The organism is Burkholderia plantarii (genome assembly GCF_001411805.1).
In the GTDB taxonomy this organism is placed as follows: Bacteria; Pseudomonadota; Gammaproteobacteria; order Burkholderiales; family Burkholderiaceae; genus Burkholderia; species Burkholderia plantarii.
Genome location: NZ_CP007213.1, coordinates 1871419 through 1887168, shown reverse-complemented (window position 1 = coordinate 1887168; position 15750 = coordinate 1871419). Strand labels below are relative to the sequence as shown.

Annotated in this window: 12 protein-coding genes; 5 read left to right on the top strand and 7 right to left on the bottom strand. The window is 70.3% G+C overall.

Translation table 11 applies throughout. From position 1 onward, the window contains the following. Nucleotides 1-7 precede the first annotated feature (7 nt). Entirely contained in the window at nt 8-1138 is a 1131-nt protein-coding gene (locus bpln_RS25160) for a hypothetical protein (RefSeq protein WP_055140332.1), read from the bottom strand. Between the two features lie 521 nt (nt 1139-1659). Between bpln_RS25160 and bpln_RS25155 the strand changes: the two genes are divergently transcribed. Continuing rightward, the gene (locus tag bpln_RS25155; protein WP_082465434.1) at nt 1660-3276 is read left to right on the top strand and encodes an FAD-dependent monooxygenase; all 1617 of its coding nucleotides are present in this window, start codon (nt 1660-1662) and stop codon (nt 3274-3276) included. 421 nt (nt 3277-3697) lie between these two features. Next, on the top strand, nt 3698-4732 hold the full coding sequence (locus tag bpln_RS25150; RefSeq protein ID WP_042627918.1) for a nucleoside hydrolase: 1035 nt from the start codon (nt 3698-3700) through the stop codon (nt 4730-4732). Between the two features lie 50 nt (nt 4733-4782). Here the strand turns inward: bpln_RS25150 and bpln_RS25145 are convergent, their stop codons facing one another. Then, nucleotides 4783-5421 carry a DUF2239 family protein gene (locus tag bpln_RS25145; protein ID WP_055140330.1) on the bottom strand — a complete coding sequence of 213 codons (639 nt, stop codon included), beginning with the start codon at nt 5419-5421 and terminating at the stop codon, nt 4783-4785. Nucleotides 5422-5506: 85 nt separating this feature from the next. Then, nucleotides 5507-6076 carry a TetR/AcrR family transcriptional regulator gene (locus bpln_RS25140; RefSeq protein WP_055140329.1) on the bottom strand — a complete coding sequence of 190 codons (570 nt, stop codon included), beginning with the start codon at nt 6074-6076 and terminating at the stop codon, nt 5507-5509. Nucleotides 6077-6190: 114 nt separating this feature from the next. Between bpln_RS25140 and bpln_RS25135 the strand changes: the two genes are divergently transcribed. Next, on the top strand, nt 6191-6979 hold the full coding sequence (locus tag bpln_RS25135) for an SDR family NAD(P)-dependent oxidoreductase (RefSeq protein ID WP_055140328.1): 789 nt from the start codon (nt 6191-6193) through the stop codon (nt 6977-6979). Nucleotides 6980-7099: 120 nt separating this feature from the next. Here the strand turns inward: bpln_RS25135 and bpln_RS25130 are convergent, their stop codons facing one another. Beyond that, nucleotides 7100-8230: a 4-hydroxyphenylpyruvate dioxygenase family protein gene (locus tag bpln_RS25130; protein ID WP_055140327.1), complete on the bottom strand. Its 1131-nt coding sequence runs from the start codon at nt 8228-8230 to the stop codon at nt 7100-7102. Nucleotides 8231-8696: 466 nt separating this feature from the next. Here bpln_RS25130 and shiA point away from each other — a divergent pair, with 466 nt between their 5' ends. Both shiA and bpln_RS25120 read left to right on the top strand, forming a co-directional pair. Next, on the top strand, nt 8697-10001 hold the full coding sequence (gene shiA, locus bpln_RS25125; protein WP_055140326.1) for a shikimate transporter: 1305 nt from the start codon (nt 8697-8699) through the stop codon (nt 9999-10001). 49 nt (nt 10002-10050) lie between these two features. Further along, nucleotides 10051-10821 (top strand): IclR family transcriptional regulator domain-containing protein, encoded by a 771-nt coding sequence (locus bpln_RS25120; protein ID WP_042627912.1) that lies wholly within the window; start codon nt 10051-10053, stop codon nt 10819-10821. A gap of 147 nt (nt 10822-10968) precedes the next feature. Here bpln_RS25120 and bpln_RS25115 read toward each other — a convergent pair whose 3' ends face one another. The 3 genes from bpln_RS25115 to pelF form a co-directional block, all read right to left on the bottom strand. Beyond that, complete coding sequence (locus bpln_RS25115) at nt 10969-12411, bottom strand: hypothetical protein (RefSeq protein ID WP_148654170.1); 1443 nt, start codon at nt 12409-12411, stop codon at nt 10969-10971. Nucleotides 12412-12789: 378 nt separating this feature from the next. After that, complete coding sequence (gene pelG / locus bpln_RS25110) at nt 12790-14160, bottom strand: exopolysaccharide Pel transporter PelG (protein WP_042627910.1); 1371 nt, start codon at nt 14158-14160, stop codon at nt 12790-12792. A 15-nt stretch (nt 14161-14175) separates the two neighbouring features. Further along, nucleotides 14176-15750, bottom strand: a complete 1575-nt coding sequence (gene pelF / locus bpln_RS25105) for a GT4 family glycosyltransferase PelF (RefSeq protein ID WP_042629423.1) — start codon at nt 15748-15750, stop codon at nt 14176-14178.

Genomic DNA, 15750 nt, shown 5'->3' with positions numbered 1-15750 from the left:
GCCCGCGCTACTTCTTCTCGCCCTTGCCGAAGAGCGTGCTGAATATCCGGGTCGCCAGGGAGCTCTCCTTGACCGGTGCCGGTCTGACCGGTGCCGGCATGTGATGTTCCTCCCGGGTCATCCCGAAGACGTCTGCCGTCTCCGGCTGGCTCCTGAGGAAGCCGTCCTCGGGAACGAGTCGGGCACGGCCGGCCTTGAACACGTCCACTTCGCCCGTCGCCGTGGTCGTTTGCGTTCGCATGTCTCGCACCTGTTTCTGCGACACCACGTGGACGTCCGCCCCCTTGACGAGCAACGCGTTGAAGCCATCGTAAGCCTGGTCGCGGACCTCGCTTGTGTAACCGTTCACACCGAACCAACTCGACAGCTTGCCGCGCTCGCCCCAGTTTTTCAGTCGCTCGAAGTTGCTCGCCGGACTCGGGAAATGATGCGCCTTGGCATCGCGGTTCACGTTGTCCGCCGACGCCATGCGCTGGTCCATGATGTTCTCCACGGCGATCGCGCAACCGTTCATCTGGCCCGTGAACACCCAGCGCCCGCTCGCGTTCTTCGTCTTGCTGTAGAGCTCGGTGACGCCCACCCCTTTGGCGTTCGAGTCGAGCTCGGTCTTGTAGGGGAAATAGCCGGACTGCATGGAGGTGCTCTCGGCCTGCTGCGGGTCATCCGGCACATGCATCATGGCAAAGCTGTCGAATATCTCCCCCAGCGCCTTCAGCTTGTTTTTCCGCTTGGCCGACAGGTTGTCTATATCCTTGTACTGCTTCGCTTTATCCAGGTATTTCCTGCGATACGCCTGGACGTCCGGCGTCAGGTTGTACACGTTCTCGCGATCGGCATCCGGCATGACATCGAAGAAATGCGTCTTCAGACCGCTATTGGCCAGCACGCGTCCCGCCTCCACCGAGATATTCTTGCGCTGTTCCTGCTCGCTGACGGGCTCGGTCGTTTGCGTGCTCCCCTTTTTCCTCAGTGCCTCGATCTTGTCCGGCAGCAGTTGGCGCTGCAGATTCGGATTGGTCTTGATCTCGTAGTTGTCCCTCAGCGCCTTGGCGAAATCCGCCGTCATGGTGTGCTGCTTCAGGAATTCGACATGATTGTCGAGGAATTGCTGGGTGGCCTTATCGCGTTTCGGTTGCATCGATATCGCTCCGTGTGTTGCCGTCGATCCGCGGGCCGTGCCGATCCGCTGCGATCGCGTGGCCCGTGCCGCAGGTCGGACACCTGCGCCGTCACTTCCTACACAAACTCCGTGCCAGCGGCGTGCGCGCGTAACTATTTGAATCGACGGGCCACCGGTTCACGCGCCGGGTCGTCTTTCACCCATGCCGATGCGCCGCCGCGCCGCCGTTGTGTACGTCGAGGCCCATGCCGTGCGCCCCGGCGGCGGCGGGTGCCAGGTGGGTGGAAACCGCCAGCGCCGGGCAGGATCCCACCCGGCGTTGCGCCTCCCGCCTTGCGATGCTATAAAGCCGTGTCGGAAAAGGCAGGCTTGGTCTGGTCAGCCCAAGTCCTTTCGGTAACGAAAGCTCTGGTCTTTGGCTTCGCGCACGAGACTCCCACGACGAACCCCGGCGCCGTTCCGGCGCCCGGCAACAGGTTCGTCCGGGTCACGCTCGTCGCGAGGAACGCTCCGGTCGATCCACGACACCGGAGCCGTTCATGTCTCACCATCCTCATTCATCGCGCCACGCATCCGTGCGCGAATCCCGCCGCGCCGGCGCGTCCCGCGACGTCATCATCGCCGGCGCCGGCCCGGTCGGCCTGCTGCTGGCCTGCGAGCTGCGCCTGCAAGGCTGCTCGGTCCTCGTGCTGGAGCGCAGCGACACCGCGGATTCGCCGCTCGGGCAGCTGCCGTTCGGCCTGCGCGGCCTGTCGATGCCGAGCCTCGACGCCCTGCATCGGCGCGGCCTGCTCGATGCGCTCGTCGCGCGGATGCAGGCCGGCGACGCCGCCGGCCGGACCGCGGCCGCCGCGCACTGGATGCAGCAGCCGGGCCGGCCCGCCGGCCATTTCGCCGGTATCGCGTTTCATCACGACAACGTCGATACCGCCCGCTGGCCGTATCACTTGCCCGGCCCGGGCGGACACGGCATGCCGGTCACGCTGGCCGCGCTCGACACCGTCCTGACGCGCCGCGCCGCCGCGCTCGGCGTCGAGATCCGGCGCGCGGCGGGCGTGGAGGACGTCACGGCGGCGGATCATGGCGTCACGGCGCGCGCCGGCGGCCGGGACTTCCACGGTCGCTGGCTGGTGGGCTGCGACGGCGGCCGCAGCACGGTACGCAAGGCGGCCGGCTTCGAGTTCGCCGGCACCGACGCCGAATTCACCGGCTATTCGATCGAGGCCGAGCTGACCGATCCGCACGCGCTGCGCCCCGGCCGGCATCGCACGCCGGCCGGCATGTACACCTACACGCGGCCCGGCACGCTCGCGATGGTCGAATTCGACGGCGGCGCCTGCCACCGCACCACCGCGCTCACGCGCGAGCACGTGCAGGCGGTGCTGCGGCGCGTGTCCGGCACCGGAGTCGGCATCGTGGCGCTGCATCAAGCCACGACCTGGACCGATCGCGCCCGGCAGGCCACGGCTTACCGCCGCGGGCGCGTGCTGCTGGCGGGCGACGCCGCCCATATCCACTCGCCGCTCGGCGGCCAGGGGCTCAATCTCGGGATCGGCGACGCGATGAATCTGGGCTGGAAACTGGCGGCCACGCTGCGCGGCGACGCGCCGGACGGCCTGCTCGACAGCTATCACGCGGAACGCCATCCGGCGGGCGCGCGCATCCTCGACTGGTCGCGCGCGCAAGTCGCCCTGATGCGGCCCACGCCGGGCACGCGCGCGCTGGCGGCGATCCTCGGCGAGCTGATCGGTACGCGCGACGGCGCGACCTATTTCGCCGAGCGCGTGTGGGGCGTGTCGCAGCGCGACGCGCTCGGCGACGCGCATCCGCTGGTGGGCCGCGGCATGCCCGATTTCGCGCTGGCCGACGGCACGACGGCCGCCGCGCTGCTGCACGACGGCCGAGGCGTGCTGCTGGCGTTCGAGGCCGACACCGCGCTCGACGCGCTCGCGCGTGGCCGGGCTGCGCGGGTTCGGCATGCCGTGGGCGAGGCGCGCGATCGGCTCGGCCTGCGTGCGCTGCTGGTGCGCCCGGACGGCATCGTCGCCTGGGCCGCCGATGCCGCGACGCCCTCGCCGGCCGGTGACGCGGATCGGGCGGCGCGGGCCATGGCGCGCTGGTTCGGCGCGCCCGATCATGCCGGCGCACCGCGCTGACGCGTGGGGCGAAGCGCGCCGACCGGCGCCGCCGGCGAGGTGTCGGCGGCCGGCCACTGCCTGCGCCCCCTGCCGGCTCATGCCCGCCGATGCGGACGGCCAGGCCACGGAACCATTCCTGCCACGCCTCGATCGAACGCGGCGCCGGCGCGGCGCGGTACCGGTTTCGTTGCGCCGATCACCGGCACGCGCCACGACCGTCTGGAAAATTCCCGCTTACGTCTGCAGAATAGGCCCGTCGTCGTGGGCACCACGATGACGCCCGTATGCGTATCCGGCGCGGCCGGCGATTGCACCAACGCTCGCCGCCAACCCGGACGGCGCCGGGCAAACCAGCCGGCCGACGATTTCCCGCTGAAGCGCGGTGCCTCGCGCCAGGCGGCGGCCACCCCCGGCATGCGTCACGTCTTCCGAAACCACCATGTCCAAGACAACCAGGCGGAGCTTTCTCATGACGACCACCGCACTCGCGGCGAGTACGCTGTTCCCGCTCACCAGCTTCGCGGCCGGCGAACGGCGCGACGTGATCATCGACACCGATCCGGGCCAGGACGACACCATCGCGATCCTGTTCGCGCTGGCCGCGCGCGACCGGCTCGACGTGCGCGCGCTGACGGCCGTGGCCGGCAACGTCCCGCTCGACCTGACCTCGCGCAACGCACGCATCATCCGCGACTGGGCCGGCCGCACGCAGACGCTGCCCGTCTACGCCGGCTGCCCGCGCCCGCTCGTGCGCGACCTCGTGACGGCGGCCAACGTCCACGGCAAGACCGGCATCGAGGGCGTCGAGCTGCCCGAGCCGCTCGCCCCGCTCGCGCCGCAGCACGCGGTGCAATACCTGATCGAGACGCTGCGCGCGGCGCCGAGGCAAAGCCTCACGCTCTGCACGCTCGGCCCGCAGACCAACCTCGCCACCGCACTGGCCGAGGCGCCGGAGATCCGCGAGGCGCTGCGCGAGATCGTGATGATGGGCGGCGCGTTCTTCGAGCGCGGCAACATCACGCCGGTGGCCGAGTTCAACGTCTACGTCGATCCCGAGGCCACCCGGGCCGTGCTGGCGAGCGGCGTGCCGATCACCGTGGTGCCGCGCGACGTGGCCGTGAAGGCCGCGATCACGCCGGCGCGCATCGCGCCGTTTCGCGCGCTCGGCAACCGCTGCGGGAAGATCGTCGCCGACATCATGACGGCCGAGGTCGCGCACCAGCGGGCCGCGGCCGGCGTCGACTGGGCGCCGATGTACGACCCGAGCGCGACCGGCTACCTGATCGAGCCGTCGCTGTTCAAGGGCCGCGCCGTCAACGTCGAGGTCGAGACCGGCAGCGCCCTGACGCTCGGCGAGACGGTGATCGACTGGACCGGGCAGACCGGCCGCAAGCCGAACGCGACCTGGATCACCGAGGTGGACGCGGACGGTTTCTACGCGGCGCTCCATCGGCGCATCGCCAGCCTGCCATGACCACGGGCGGCGCCGGGCGGGTCGCCGCGGGCTGACGGCGGTTCAAGCGCTCACCCCTCCACCGGCCCGGCCTGCGCGAGCCGCAGCAGATGGGCATGGACGTCGGCGGGCCAGCCGGCGATGCGGCGCCGGAAGCCGGCCGCGTCGTCGGCGAACAGCGCGCGTGCCGCTTCCTCGAAGCCCGGCAGGTCGCCCGCCAGCGCCGACATGCAGTGATAGGCACGCTCGTGCGCCGCGCGCCGTTGGTCGCGCTCGCCGGACACGCGGCGCGCCTCGTCCACCAGCTTGCGCAGCGCCACCGAGGCGCCGCCCGGCTGCGTCGCCAGCCAGTCCCAATGGCGCGGCAGCAGCGTGACCTCGCGCGCGACCACGCCGAGCTTCGGCCGGCCCCGGCCGCGCGGCGTCCCGCCGGCGGGCGGCTCGACAGCCGCATCGGCGGCACCGGGCGCGGCGGCGTCGGTGCCGGTACCGGTGTCGGCGGCAAAGCGCGCGCGGATCTCGTCGTCGCTGCCGCGTAGGTCGACGTCGATGGCGCGGCCCGTCGCGTTGTCGAACAGCAGCACCGGCGGCGCGTCGGCCGCCCGCGCCGCCCGGCGAATCGCGAGCGCGACCGTCGCGAGATCGCCGGAGGCCAGGTGCGTGGCGCCCTCGAAGCCGGTGTAGCGCGGCAGGGAAACGGTATCGGACATGGTTGCGACGTGGTTCAGGCGATGAGGAAAAGGCTCCCGGCCAGTTACCGGGAGCGATGCAGGCAAGCCGGGCGCCGGCCGGCGCTCACGACGCGGCGGACGCGTCGTGCGGCAGATGCTCGTCGATGAAGGCGAGCGTCTCGCTCAGCATCTCGTCGGACAGCGCCGTGTCGTCGGTCAGCCGCGCGAGGATCACCGCGCCCACCATCGCCGCCCAGCTGCCGATCGCGGCGCGCCGCGCGGCGCCGGCGTCCATGCCCTCGATGCCGGCCGCGAGCCGGTCGATCTGCCGCCCGAGGCCGCCGCCCAGCGCCGCGCGCACCTCGGGCGCCTGGCGCGCCGCCTCGGCGCCGAGCGCGGCCACCGGGCAGCCGCCCGCGCAGTCGTCGCGATGCGCGGGCGTCAGGTAGGCGCTCGCATAGCCGTGGACGTCCAGCGACGTCGCGACGTCGCGCTTCACCAGCGCCGCCAGCGTCTGCGCGATCAGGTCGTCCTTCGACTTGAAGTAGCCGTAGAAGCCGCCGTGCGTGAGCCCCGCGGCGCTCATCACGTCGGCCACCGTCACCGCGTCGAAGCCGCGCTCGCGAAACAGCCGGCTCGCCACTTCCAGAATTTTCCGCCGATTCTCGGCCACCTGCTCCCGACTGACTCGCATACGTCCTCCAATTCGATGCTTGACATGATACATGACAGACATCATGATTAAAAACATGACGGCCATCATGAATAAATCGGATGGCGGTCGCTCCCCCACTTTTGGAGAACCCGCATGTCGAAGCTTCCCGCAGTGTTGATCACCGGCGCGTCCACCGGCATTGGTGCCGTGTATGCCGACCGTTTCGCCCGCCGCGGCCACGATCTCGTGCTCGTCGCGCGCAACCAGGCGCGCCTGACGGCGCTGGCCGAGCGGCTGCGCGCCGAGCACGGCGTGGCCGTGGCCGTCGTCAACGCCGACCTGACGAAGCACGACGACCTGGTGCGCGTCGAGGCGCGCCTGCGCGACGACGCCGCGATCGGCGTGCTCGTCAACAACGCCGGCACCTCGATCCCGGGCGGCTTCGTCGACCAGACGCCGGAGGTGGTCGAGAACCTGATCACGCTGAACACCACGGCGCCGGCGCGGCTCGCGGCGGCCGTCGCGCCGCGCTTCGCGCGCGAGGGCGCGGGCGCGATCGTCAACATCAGCTCGGTGGTGGGATTCGCGCCGGAGCTGGGCCTGTCGGTGTACGGCGCGACCAAGGCGTTCCTGACCTATCTCTCGCAGGGCCTGCGCCTCGAACTCGGGCCGAAGGGCGTGTACGTGCAGGCCGTGCTGCCGGCCGCCACGCGCACCGAGATCTGGGATCACGGCGGCATCGACGTCAACACGCTGCAGGCGGTGATGGAAGTGGACGAACTCGTGGACGCGGCGCTGGCCGGCTACGACCAGCGCGAAGCGGTGACGATCCCGACGCTGCATGACGACGCGCAGTGGCACGCCTACGACAACACGCGCCGCGCGATGCTGCCGAACATCAGCCAGGCGCTGGCGGCGCCGCGCTACAAGCAGGTGGCCTGAGGGTCCGCAGCGGGAAACGAACACGGCGGGCGCTCCTGGTCGGGGGCGCCCGCCGTGCTTCGTGGGGTCGATGACTGGCGCGGATCGGGGCCGCCGCATGACGGCGGCAGCGGCCGACGCTCAGCGCGCCCCCTGCTCGCGCGCCCGCGCCAGCACGCCGAGGTTGCCCTCGCCGAAGCCGTGGTGGCCGCTGCGCTGGACGATCTCGAAGAAGATCTCGCCGGGCCGGCGCTTGACGAAGGTCTGGAAGAACAGCTTCGGCACGCCGTCGGCGATCTCGCCGTCCACCAGGATGCCGCGCCGGCGCAGCCCCTCGACGTCGAGCCGGTGTCCCGGCAGCCGCGCGTCGAGCGAATCGTAATAGGCGGCCGGCGGCTCGACGAACTCGACGCCGTTCGCGGTCAGCGCATCGACCGAGGCGACGATGTCGTCGGTGGCCAGCGCGACGTGCTGCACGCCCTCGCCCGGATGATCGGGCAGGTAGTCGAGCATCAGCTGCGTGCGCGGCGTGCCTTCCTCGTAGAGCGGAATGCGGATCTCGCCGCACGGCGACACCATCACGCGCGATTCGTCCGGCAGGTGCCGGTTCGCGGTCAGTTCGTGGATCTCGCGGAAGTGCAGCAGGTCGCGATAGAACTCGAGCCATTCCGGCATGCGCCCGGCGCCCACCGTCTGCGTCATGTGATCGACGCGCCGCAGCCCGGCGCCCGCGTGCTGCAGGTCGGCCTGGGCGGTGGCCGGGTTGATCGGCCGGAAATCGACGTCGAAGATCGAGATGTCGCCGGTGCCGCCCGAGAGGCCGCCGCGCCCGCGCCAGCGATCGATGAAGTAGAGGTGCGAATCGCCGATGCCCTGGATCGCCGGGATCGCCAGCTCGCCCTGGCCGATCCGCTCGCCCTCGAACGCCCAGGCGCCCAGTTCGAGCGCGCGGTCGAACGCGCGCGGCGCGCTGTCCACCCGAATCCCGATCGCGCACACGCCCATGCCGTATTCCTCCGCGTAGCGCGAGGCGAACGAATCGGGCTCGGCGTTGATCAGGAAATGCATCTGGCCTTGCCGGTACAGCGTGACCGCCTTGCTGACGTGCCGCGCGATCGCCTTGAAGCCGAGCTGGACGAAACGGCGCGCCAGTTCGTCGGGCGCGGGCGCCGCGAATTCGACGAATTCGAGCCCCGCGATGCCGAGCGGGTTCGCGTCCGGGGAAATCGGGCACGTCGTCGTGGCCGACGACGCGGGAAAGTGGCTGGACATCCGTGGTCTCCAGAAGCAGACGAAGTTGCGTTGCGTTGCGAGGCGTCGCGGGCGGGCCATGGTGGCATGCGCGTCCCGAGCCGCCCCAGCCGCGATTTTAACCAGATCGTTCATTCCGGCCCAAGCCCCGCGGCACAGGACGATAGGCGCCGGCCCGGTGGCTAGTCTGGATCGATTCCGGCCGGCCCGGCAATCCGGCATTCCCTCGGGCCGCTCGTCGGACGACGCGGCGGGCATGCCGTCGGGCCTCCCTGCGACGACCGTCGGCGCCTAGTGCTAACCCCGAAAACGATCGATGATCGCACGGAATTGAACGATAATCGCGCTCCGGCGTGCAACCGCGCATTGTGACAACGCGGCCGCGCCCCTATGCTGCGTGCAATTTCCGTCGCGACGACAGCCAGGCGCGGCGGCACGCATCGGCCGGCGGCGCCTCGCGCCGGCCCCGGGACACCAGGAGACACCCATGACACCCGCTTACGACTCACTCGACCAGGCCGGCGCGCAGCGCGCGCGCAGCCAGGCCCGCAAGGCGGCGCTCGGCAGTTTCGTCGGCGCCGTGGTCGACTGGTACGACTTCCTGTTGTACGGGATCGTCGCCGCGCTGGTGTTCAACGCCGCGTTCTTTCCGAAGGTCGGCCCCACCATGGGCACGCTCGCCGCGTTCGCCACGTTCGGCGTCGGCTTCCTGTTCCGTCCGCTCGGCGGCGTGGTGTTCGGCCACTACGGCGACCGGCTCGGCCGCAAGCGCATGCTGGTGGTGACGGTGATGATGATGGGCGTGTCGACGGTGGCGATCGGCCTGCTGCCGACCTTCGCCAGCATCGGCTGGTGGGCGCCGGTGCTGCTGGTGCTGCTGCGCGCGCTGCAGGGCTTCGCGGTGGGCGGCGAATGGGGCGGCGCGGCGCTGATGGCCGTGGAAAGCGCCCCGGCGAAGAAGAAGGCGTTCTACAGCAGCGGCGTGCAGGTGGGCTACGGCGTGGGCCTCGTGCTGGCCACCGGCATCGTCTCGCTGCTGAGCCACGTGCTCGGCGACGACGCGTTTCGCGCCTGGGCCTGGCGCATCCCGTTCCTCGCCAGCGTGGTGCTGGTGCTGATCGGCCTGTGGGTGCGCTCGAGCATGGACGAATCGCAGGAGTTCGTGGAAAAGGTCGAGCATGGCCACCGCAAGCTGAAGATGCCGGTGCTCGAAGCGCTCGCGCGCCATCCGCGCGCGTTCCTCTACATCGTCGCGCTGCGGCTCGCCGAGCTGTTCACGATGTACATCGTCACGGCGTTCGCGCTCAGCTACTCCACCGCCAACCTCGGCATGTCGCGCGAGCTGTTCCTGAACATCGGCCTGCTGGTGGGCGCGACCAGCTGCGTGACGATCCCCTGCTTCGCCTGGCTGGCCGACCGCTTCGGCCTGCGCCGCGTCTACATCACCGGCGCGCTGATCGGCCTGGCCTCGGCGGTGCCGTTCTTCGTCGCGCTGGAAGCGCGCGCCACGGTCTGGATCGTGATCTTCGCGGTGATGCTCGCCAACGTCGCGCACGACATGGTGGTGAGCGTGCAGCAGCCGCTCTTCACCGAACTGTTCGGCGCCGAGTACCGCTACAGCGGCGCGGGCGTCGGCTACCAGTTCGCGAGCGTGGTGGGCGGCGGCTTCACGCCGTTCATCGCGGTGGCGCTGGTCAGCGTCGGCGGCGGCTCGTGGCACCTGGTGGCCGGCTACCTCGCGCTCGGCTGCCTGATCTCGGTGCTGGTCGCCGCGCGCATGCGCCCGGCCTGAACGCCGCCGGCGTTCGCGCCAGCGACGGCGGCCGCCGCCTTCCGTTCCGATGAAAAAGACCCCGCTCGACAGGCGCGACTGGATCGCCGGCCTCGAAAAAGGCCTGATGATCCTCGAGGCATTCGACAGCGAACATGCGCGCATGACGCCGACCCAGGCGGCCGCGCGCACCGGTCTCACGCGCACCGCCGCGCGGCGCTACCTGCTCACGCTCGAATCGCTCGGCTACGTCCACACCGACGGCAAGCTCTACGGCCTCACGCCGCGCGTGCTGCGGGTGGGCTGGTCGTACTTCGATTCGGCGCGGCTGCCGCGCATGGTGCAGCCCTATCTGCAGCAGTTGAGCGCGACGCTGAACGAGTCGGCCTACGTCAGCGTGCTCGACGACTGGGAACTGGTGGTGATCGCGCGCAACGGCGTGTCGCGCGTGATGACCACCGGCTTCGTGCTCGGCGCACGCGTGCCGGCGCCGCTGGCCTCGGCCGGCGTGGTACTGCTCGCGCACCGTCATGCCGCCGCCGAGGTGGCCGCCTGGCTCGATACGACCGAACTGCCGCCCTACACGCCCCATACGCTGACCAACAAGACGCGGCTGCAGCAGACCATCGCGCAGGCGCGCGAGGACGGCTACGCGCTGATCGAGCAGCAGTTGCAGGTGGGCGTGCGCGGCATCGCGGTGCCGCTGAAGAACCGGCAGGGCGAGGTGGTGGCCGCGCTCAGCACCAACATGCCGATCGGCGGCGAGGCGCCGGCCGCCGCGCTCGCGCGCGTGCTGCCGCCGCTGCAGGAGACCGCGCTGGCGATGCTGAACGTGCTGTGATGGCGGGGCGGCGCGAGGCGACGCGCGTCGTCGCGCCGGGCGCGAACGGCGGCCCGGGCCGGGGCCGGCTGCGGGACGGCCGGCTCGCGCCGACCGGTCCGGACGAGATCCGGCGCGGGCCGTCCAGGCCCGCACCATGGCGCCGCGTCAGGCCGTGCGGCTGCCGCCGCCGTTATTGTTGTTGCCGGTCAGCATGTTGACGGCGTCGTTCGCGTCGTTGACGTGATCGTTGGCCTTGCCGAGCGTGCGCGCGCCGCTCAGGATCGGGTCGAGCACGCGGTCGGCGCTGGCCGCCGCGCTCGCGCCCTCGGCCGCCATCGCGCCCACCTCCAGCTCCGGCGCGGCCTCGGGCGCCACCACCATCGCCACGTCGGTGGCGGCTCCGGCCAGCGCGTTGCCGAACTCCTTGAACGCGCCCTTGATGTCGCCGTGGACCAGCTTGTCGACGCCGCCCACGGTGTCGGTGACGGGCGAGACCACCTTGCCCATGATGCCGCCGACGGCATCCTCGACCTTGTTGAACGCCTTCGAGCCGCGTGTCGAGCCGCGATACAGCGTGTCGGCGCCGAACGCCTGCGTGAACGACTGCTCCTCCTGCGAATTCACCTTGCCCTTGCCGTAGTTGCCGACCTGGCTGCCGAGCATCTGCGCGTCCTGGTCGGTGAACGTGTCGGGTACCTGGCCGCTCTGCTCCTCGCTCTTGAGCTGCACCATGTCCTCGACCATCGCATTGCCGTCGCCCTTGTGCGCGTCCTGCTGGAACTTGGCGGCAAGGTTCGGGTCGGCCGACTGCATGTCCTGCATCGCCGTCTGCGACGCCTGTTGCGTGACGGCCTGGCCGGCCTGGATGATGTTCTCGGGGCCCTGCTTCGAGGTCTTGTCCTTCGAGCCCTTGATGATCGCGCCGATCGGCGTGAAGCTCTCGAACGCCTTGACGATGTCGTGCTCGATGCGCGTCTGCCCCTTGCCGATCACGTTCTTGCCGAGCGCGTCCTGCGCCTCGCCGCGCACCTTGCCGTTGATCCGGCCGCCGCCGTTCTGGTTGGCCAGGCTCTGCGCGCCGGATACCTCCTCGGTGGCCTGCTGCTTCGTGATCGCGCCTTCCTTGTAGGCTTGCAGTTCGTCCTCGACGAGCCCGTTGCCGTTGCCGCTCTGCGCGTCCTTCATCGTCTTCGCGTACAGCGTCGGGTCCTTGGCCTGGGTCTGCGCCATCGCGTTCTCGAGGTCGGAATTCGTGCCGGCGGTGCCGCTGCCGCCGCTGCTGCCCGCGGCGGGCGTGCTGCTCGACGCGCCGCCCGGCGTGCCGCTGCCGGCTGGCGTCGCCGCGGCCGTCGTGCCGCCGGTGGCGGCCGACAGCGCGCTCGCGACGCCCGACGGCGAGGCGGCGGCGTTCGCCGGCATGCCCTCCGGCGTCGCGGCCGGCATCGACGGTGCGCCGCCGTCGCCGAGCGCGTTTTGCAATTGCTGCAACGCCTGCATGATGACGGTCAGCAGCGCCGAGGCGGTCTGCGGATCGGCCGCGCCGAAGTCCGGCGAAGCGCCGCCGCCGAGCGGCTCGCCCGCCGAGGGAATCACGGGCCCGATGCCCATGTTGAAACTGCTCGTGACCAGACCGACCATAACCGACACGCTCCCGTGGATGAACCTGTGAACCCGCCGCAACGGTCTCGGGCGCAAGCGGTTCGAACCGGTCGCGCGGCCCCGTCGAATCGGAGGCAAGAGACCCACTCCGGCAGGCAGCACCGCGAGCATTTCATGCGGCGTCCACACGCGTGGGCGAGCCGTGCGAACTCACGCACCGGCATGCGAATCGACGTCGTGAACCCGCGCATTGCGACTGGTTTCACGTGACATCCGGCTTCCAGGCGGCTTCCTTTCCGCTTTCCAAACCCCGTCGAACGGCCCCGCCGCCCGCTGCGGGTCGGGCCAGCCAGTTGACGACGGGCGGCGAGCGGCCGCCGGCGGCCATCACTGCAGCATGAAGGTCTCGTACTCGAGCGTGTCGAGCTTGCGGTCGAGCCAGTAGAGGCTCGCCAGCATCACCACGAACAGCGCGCCGGCGAAGCCGTAGCCGTAGGCGGCCGGGCTCGAGGCCAGCGTCAGCGCGGTCAGCGCCACGTTCAGCAGCACGAAGCCGCCCACCAGCCACAGCACGATGCGCCGCTTGTCGAGGTAGAAGAACACGTTGATCACGCCCATGAACACCACCTGCATGCTGGCGGCGATCACGTCGATGTAGAGCAGCGGCAGGTACAGCGCGGGAATGTGCAGCCAGTGCAGCAGCGTGGGCGCGGCCGCGAACAGCAGCAGCGCGGCCATCGCCTGGATCTTGAGGATCTCCCACACGCCATCGCGCAGCGCCTCCACCATCGCGCGCTGCATGCGCTCGATGTGCTGCAGCGAGGCGCCGCCGCGCACCGCGTCGTAGAACGCGTCGTAGTACTCGACGAAATCGGTCTCGATGCGCAGCAGGAACACCGCCATGCCCGGGATGATCGCGAGGTAGGCGAGGAACACCGGAATGTCGTAGATGATCGACGCGCGCAGCGGCCCGATCACCGGCTGCCCGGTGCCGGTGGTGTACCAGAACATGAACTTGTCGATCCAGATGCCGAGGTTGTAGAGGAACCCGATCAGCATCAGCGACGGATAGCGGTAGCGCTTCTCGAAGATCTCGAACGAGATGAAGCGGTCGCTCTCGAAGTCGCGGTAGATCAGCCCGAGCAGCCCGCACAGCAGCAGCGTCTGGCCCGCCACGAAGCCGGCCAGCAGGCCCGTGAGGCCGAAGCCGTCGAGCGCCAGCGCGGCCACCGTGGTGACCGCGTAGCCGACGAAGAACACCACGATGATCGCCACGTAGCGCTTCATGCCCGACAGGAAGATGGTGGCGATCCAGATGTTGCCCATCACCACGAAGCCGGCCAGCATCAGCAGCCGGTAGGCGGCGGTCTGCCCGCCGAACGCGAACAGCACCACCAGCGCGCCCGCCACGGCCGACACCACCGTCACCACCGCCATCACGGCGTGGAAGTTCGGCAGCACGAGGTCGCGGCGCTTCTCGAACAGGCGGTCCGAGGTGAAGCGCGTGTACCAGAGCTGCAGCGGCCCGGTCAGCACCAGCGAGACCGCGATCAGGTACGTGACCGACACCTGGAACTGCGTGACGGCGCCGTTGGGTTGCACGAACGGCACGCTCAGCACGCCGATCAGCAGGATCCCGACGATCGACAGCACCCACGGCCCGGCGCCGATCAGCCCCGCGTAGGTATAGGCCTGCATCAGCCCCGTCAGCGTGTCGCGACGGAGCATCTTGCGCAGTTCGAATCCGATTCCGGCCATGGTTCGCCGCTCCCCTCAACGAGACGTGGAGACGGCCGCGCCGTCCCCGGCCGGCCGGGTGTCAGCGGCCATCAGGCGCTGGTACAGCGCGCGGTACGAATCGACCATCCGGTCCTGCGTGTAGTAGCGCTCGACGCGCGCCACGCCGGCGGCCTGCGCCGCGTGCCAGTTGGCGTCGTCGAACAGGTCGATGGCGGCCTCGGCCAGCGCGCGCGGGTCGGCGATCTGCACCACGCGGCCGGCCGCGCCGAGCGCGGCGTCCTCGCCGGGCAGCCCCTCGATCAGCTGGCGGCACGAACCGACGTCGGTGGTCACCGACGGCACGCCGGCCGCGAAGCCTTCCAGCACCACCAGCGGCAGCGCCTCCGAGATCGAGCTGAGCACCAGCAGCCCGCACCTGGGCAGCAGCTCGTCGATCTTCTGGAAGCCGAGGAACTTCACCTTGTCCTTCAGGCCGAGGCTGTCCACCAGCGCGCGGCACTCCTGCGCGTAGGCCAGATCCTCGTCCTCGGGGCCGGCGATCCAGGCCTCGGCCTCGGGCATCCGGCGCAGCACGGTCAGCATCGCGCGGATGAAGGTCTTGATGTCCTTGATCGGCACCACGCGGCCGATCAGGCACAGCGTCTTCGGCACCCCGGCCGCGCGGCGCTCGCGCAGCGGCGCGAGGCGCCCGAGATTCACGCCGTTCGGGATCGTGCCGGTGCGCGGCGCCGGCGCGCCGTCGAGGATCTGGCGCTGCCGGTTGCCCTCGTAGAGCGCGATGATGTCGTCGGCCGCGTCGTAGCAGGCGCGCCCGAGCGCCTGGAAGAAGCGCACCCACAGGTCGCGGAAGTAGCCGACCTGCGAGACGTCGCGCTCGAAGATGCTGCGGTTGTCGCGGATCCACTCGCTCTGGAACAGGTCGATCTTGCGTTCCTTGGTGTAGATGCCGTGCTCGGACACCAGCAGCGGGCGCCCGGTGCGGTAATGCGCGAGCGCGCCGAGGAAACCCGCGTAGCCGGTGGACACGGTATGCAGCACCCGGCCGGCCGGCAGCCCTTCGGCCACGCGCGCGAGCTGCCAGAGCGGCTTGTGCATGATCCGCACGGTCCAGAAGTAGTCGACGAACGACGGATCGGTGCAGCGCGCGCGGTATTGCTCGGTCAGGTAATCCCAGGCTTCCTTCGAATAGAGGAACGCGTCCTCGGCCAGCGCGCCGCCCGGCTTCAGGTCGGCCAGCATCTGCTTGAGCAGCTGCGCGCCCACCGTGCGCAGCGCCGGGTTGCGCATGGTCTCGTGCAGCTTCGCCGAGCGCGCGAACGCGTCGGCGTCGCCGCCCATCTTCTTCACCAGCGGCGGCGGCGCGAAATCGTAGAGGTAGTGGTTCTCCAGATGCACGACGTTCTCGGGCAGCGCGTAGTGCTGCTTCGCGTAGTCCTGCGGCCGGCTGCCGAGGAAGCACAGCGCGAAGCTCCGCTCGGGGAACGCGCGGATCATCTGGTTGACCCAGCTCGACACGCCGCCGCTCACGTACGGGAACGTGCCCTCGAGCAGCAGCAGCACGTCGGCGGAGGCGGCGCGCGGCAGCGCGGGGGGGGTCGGTGTCGACAT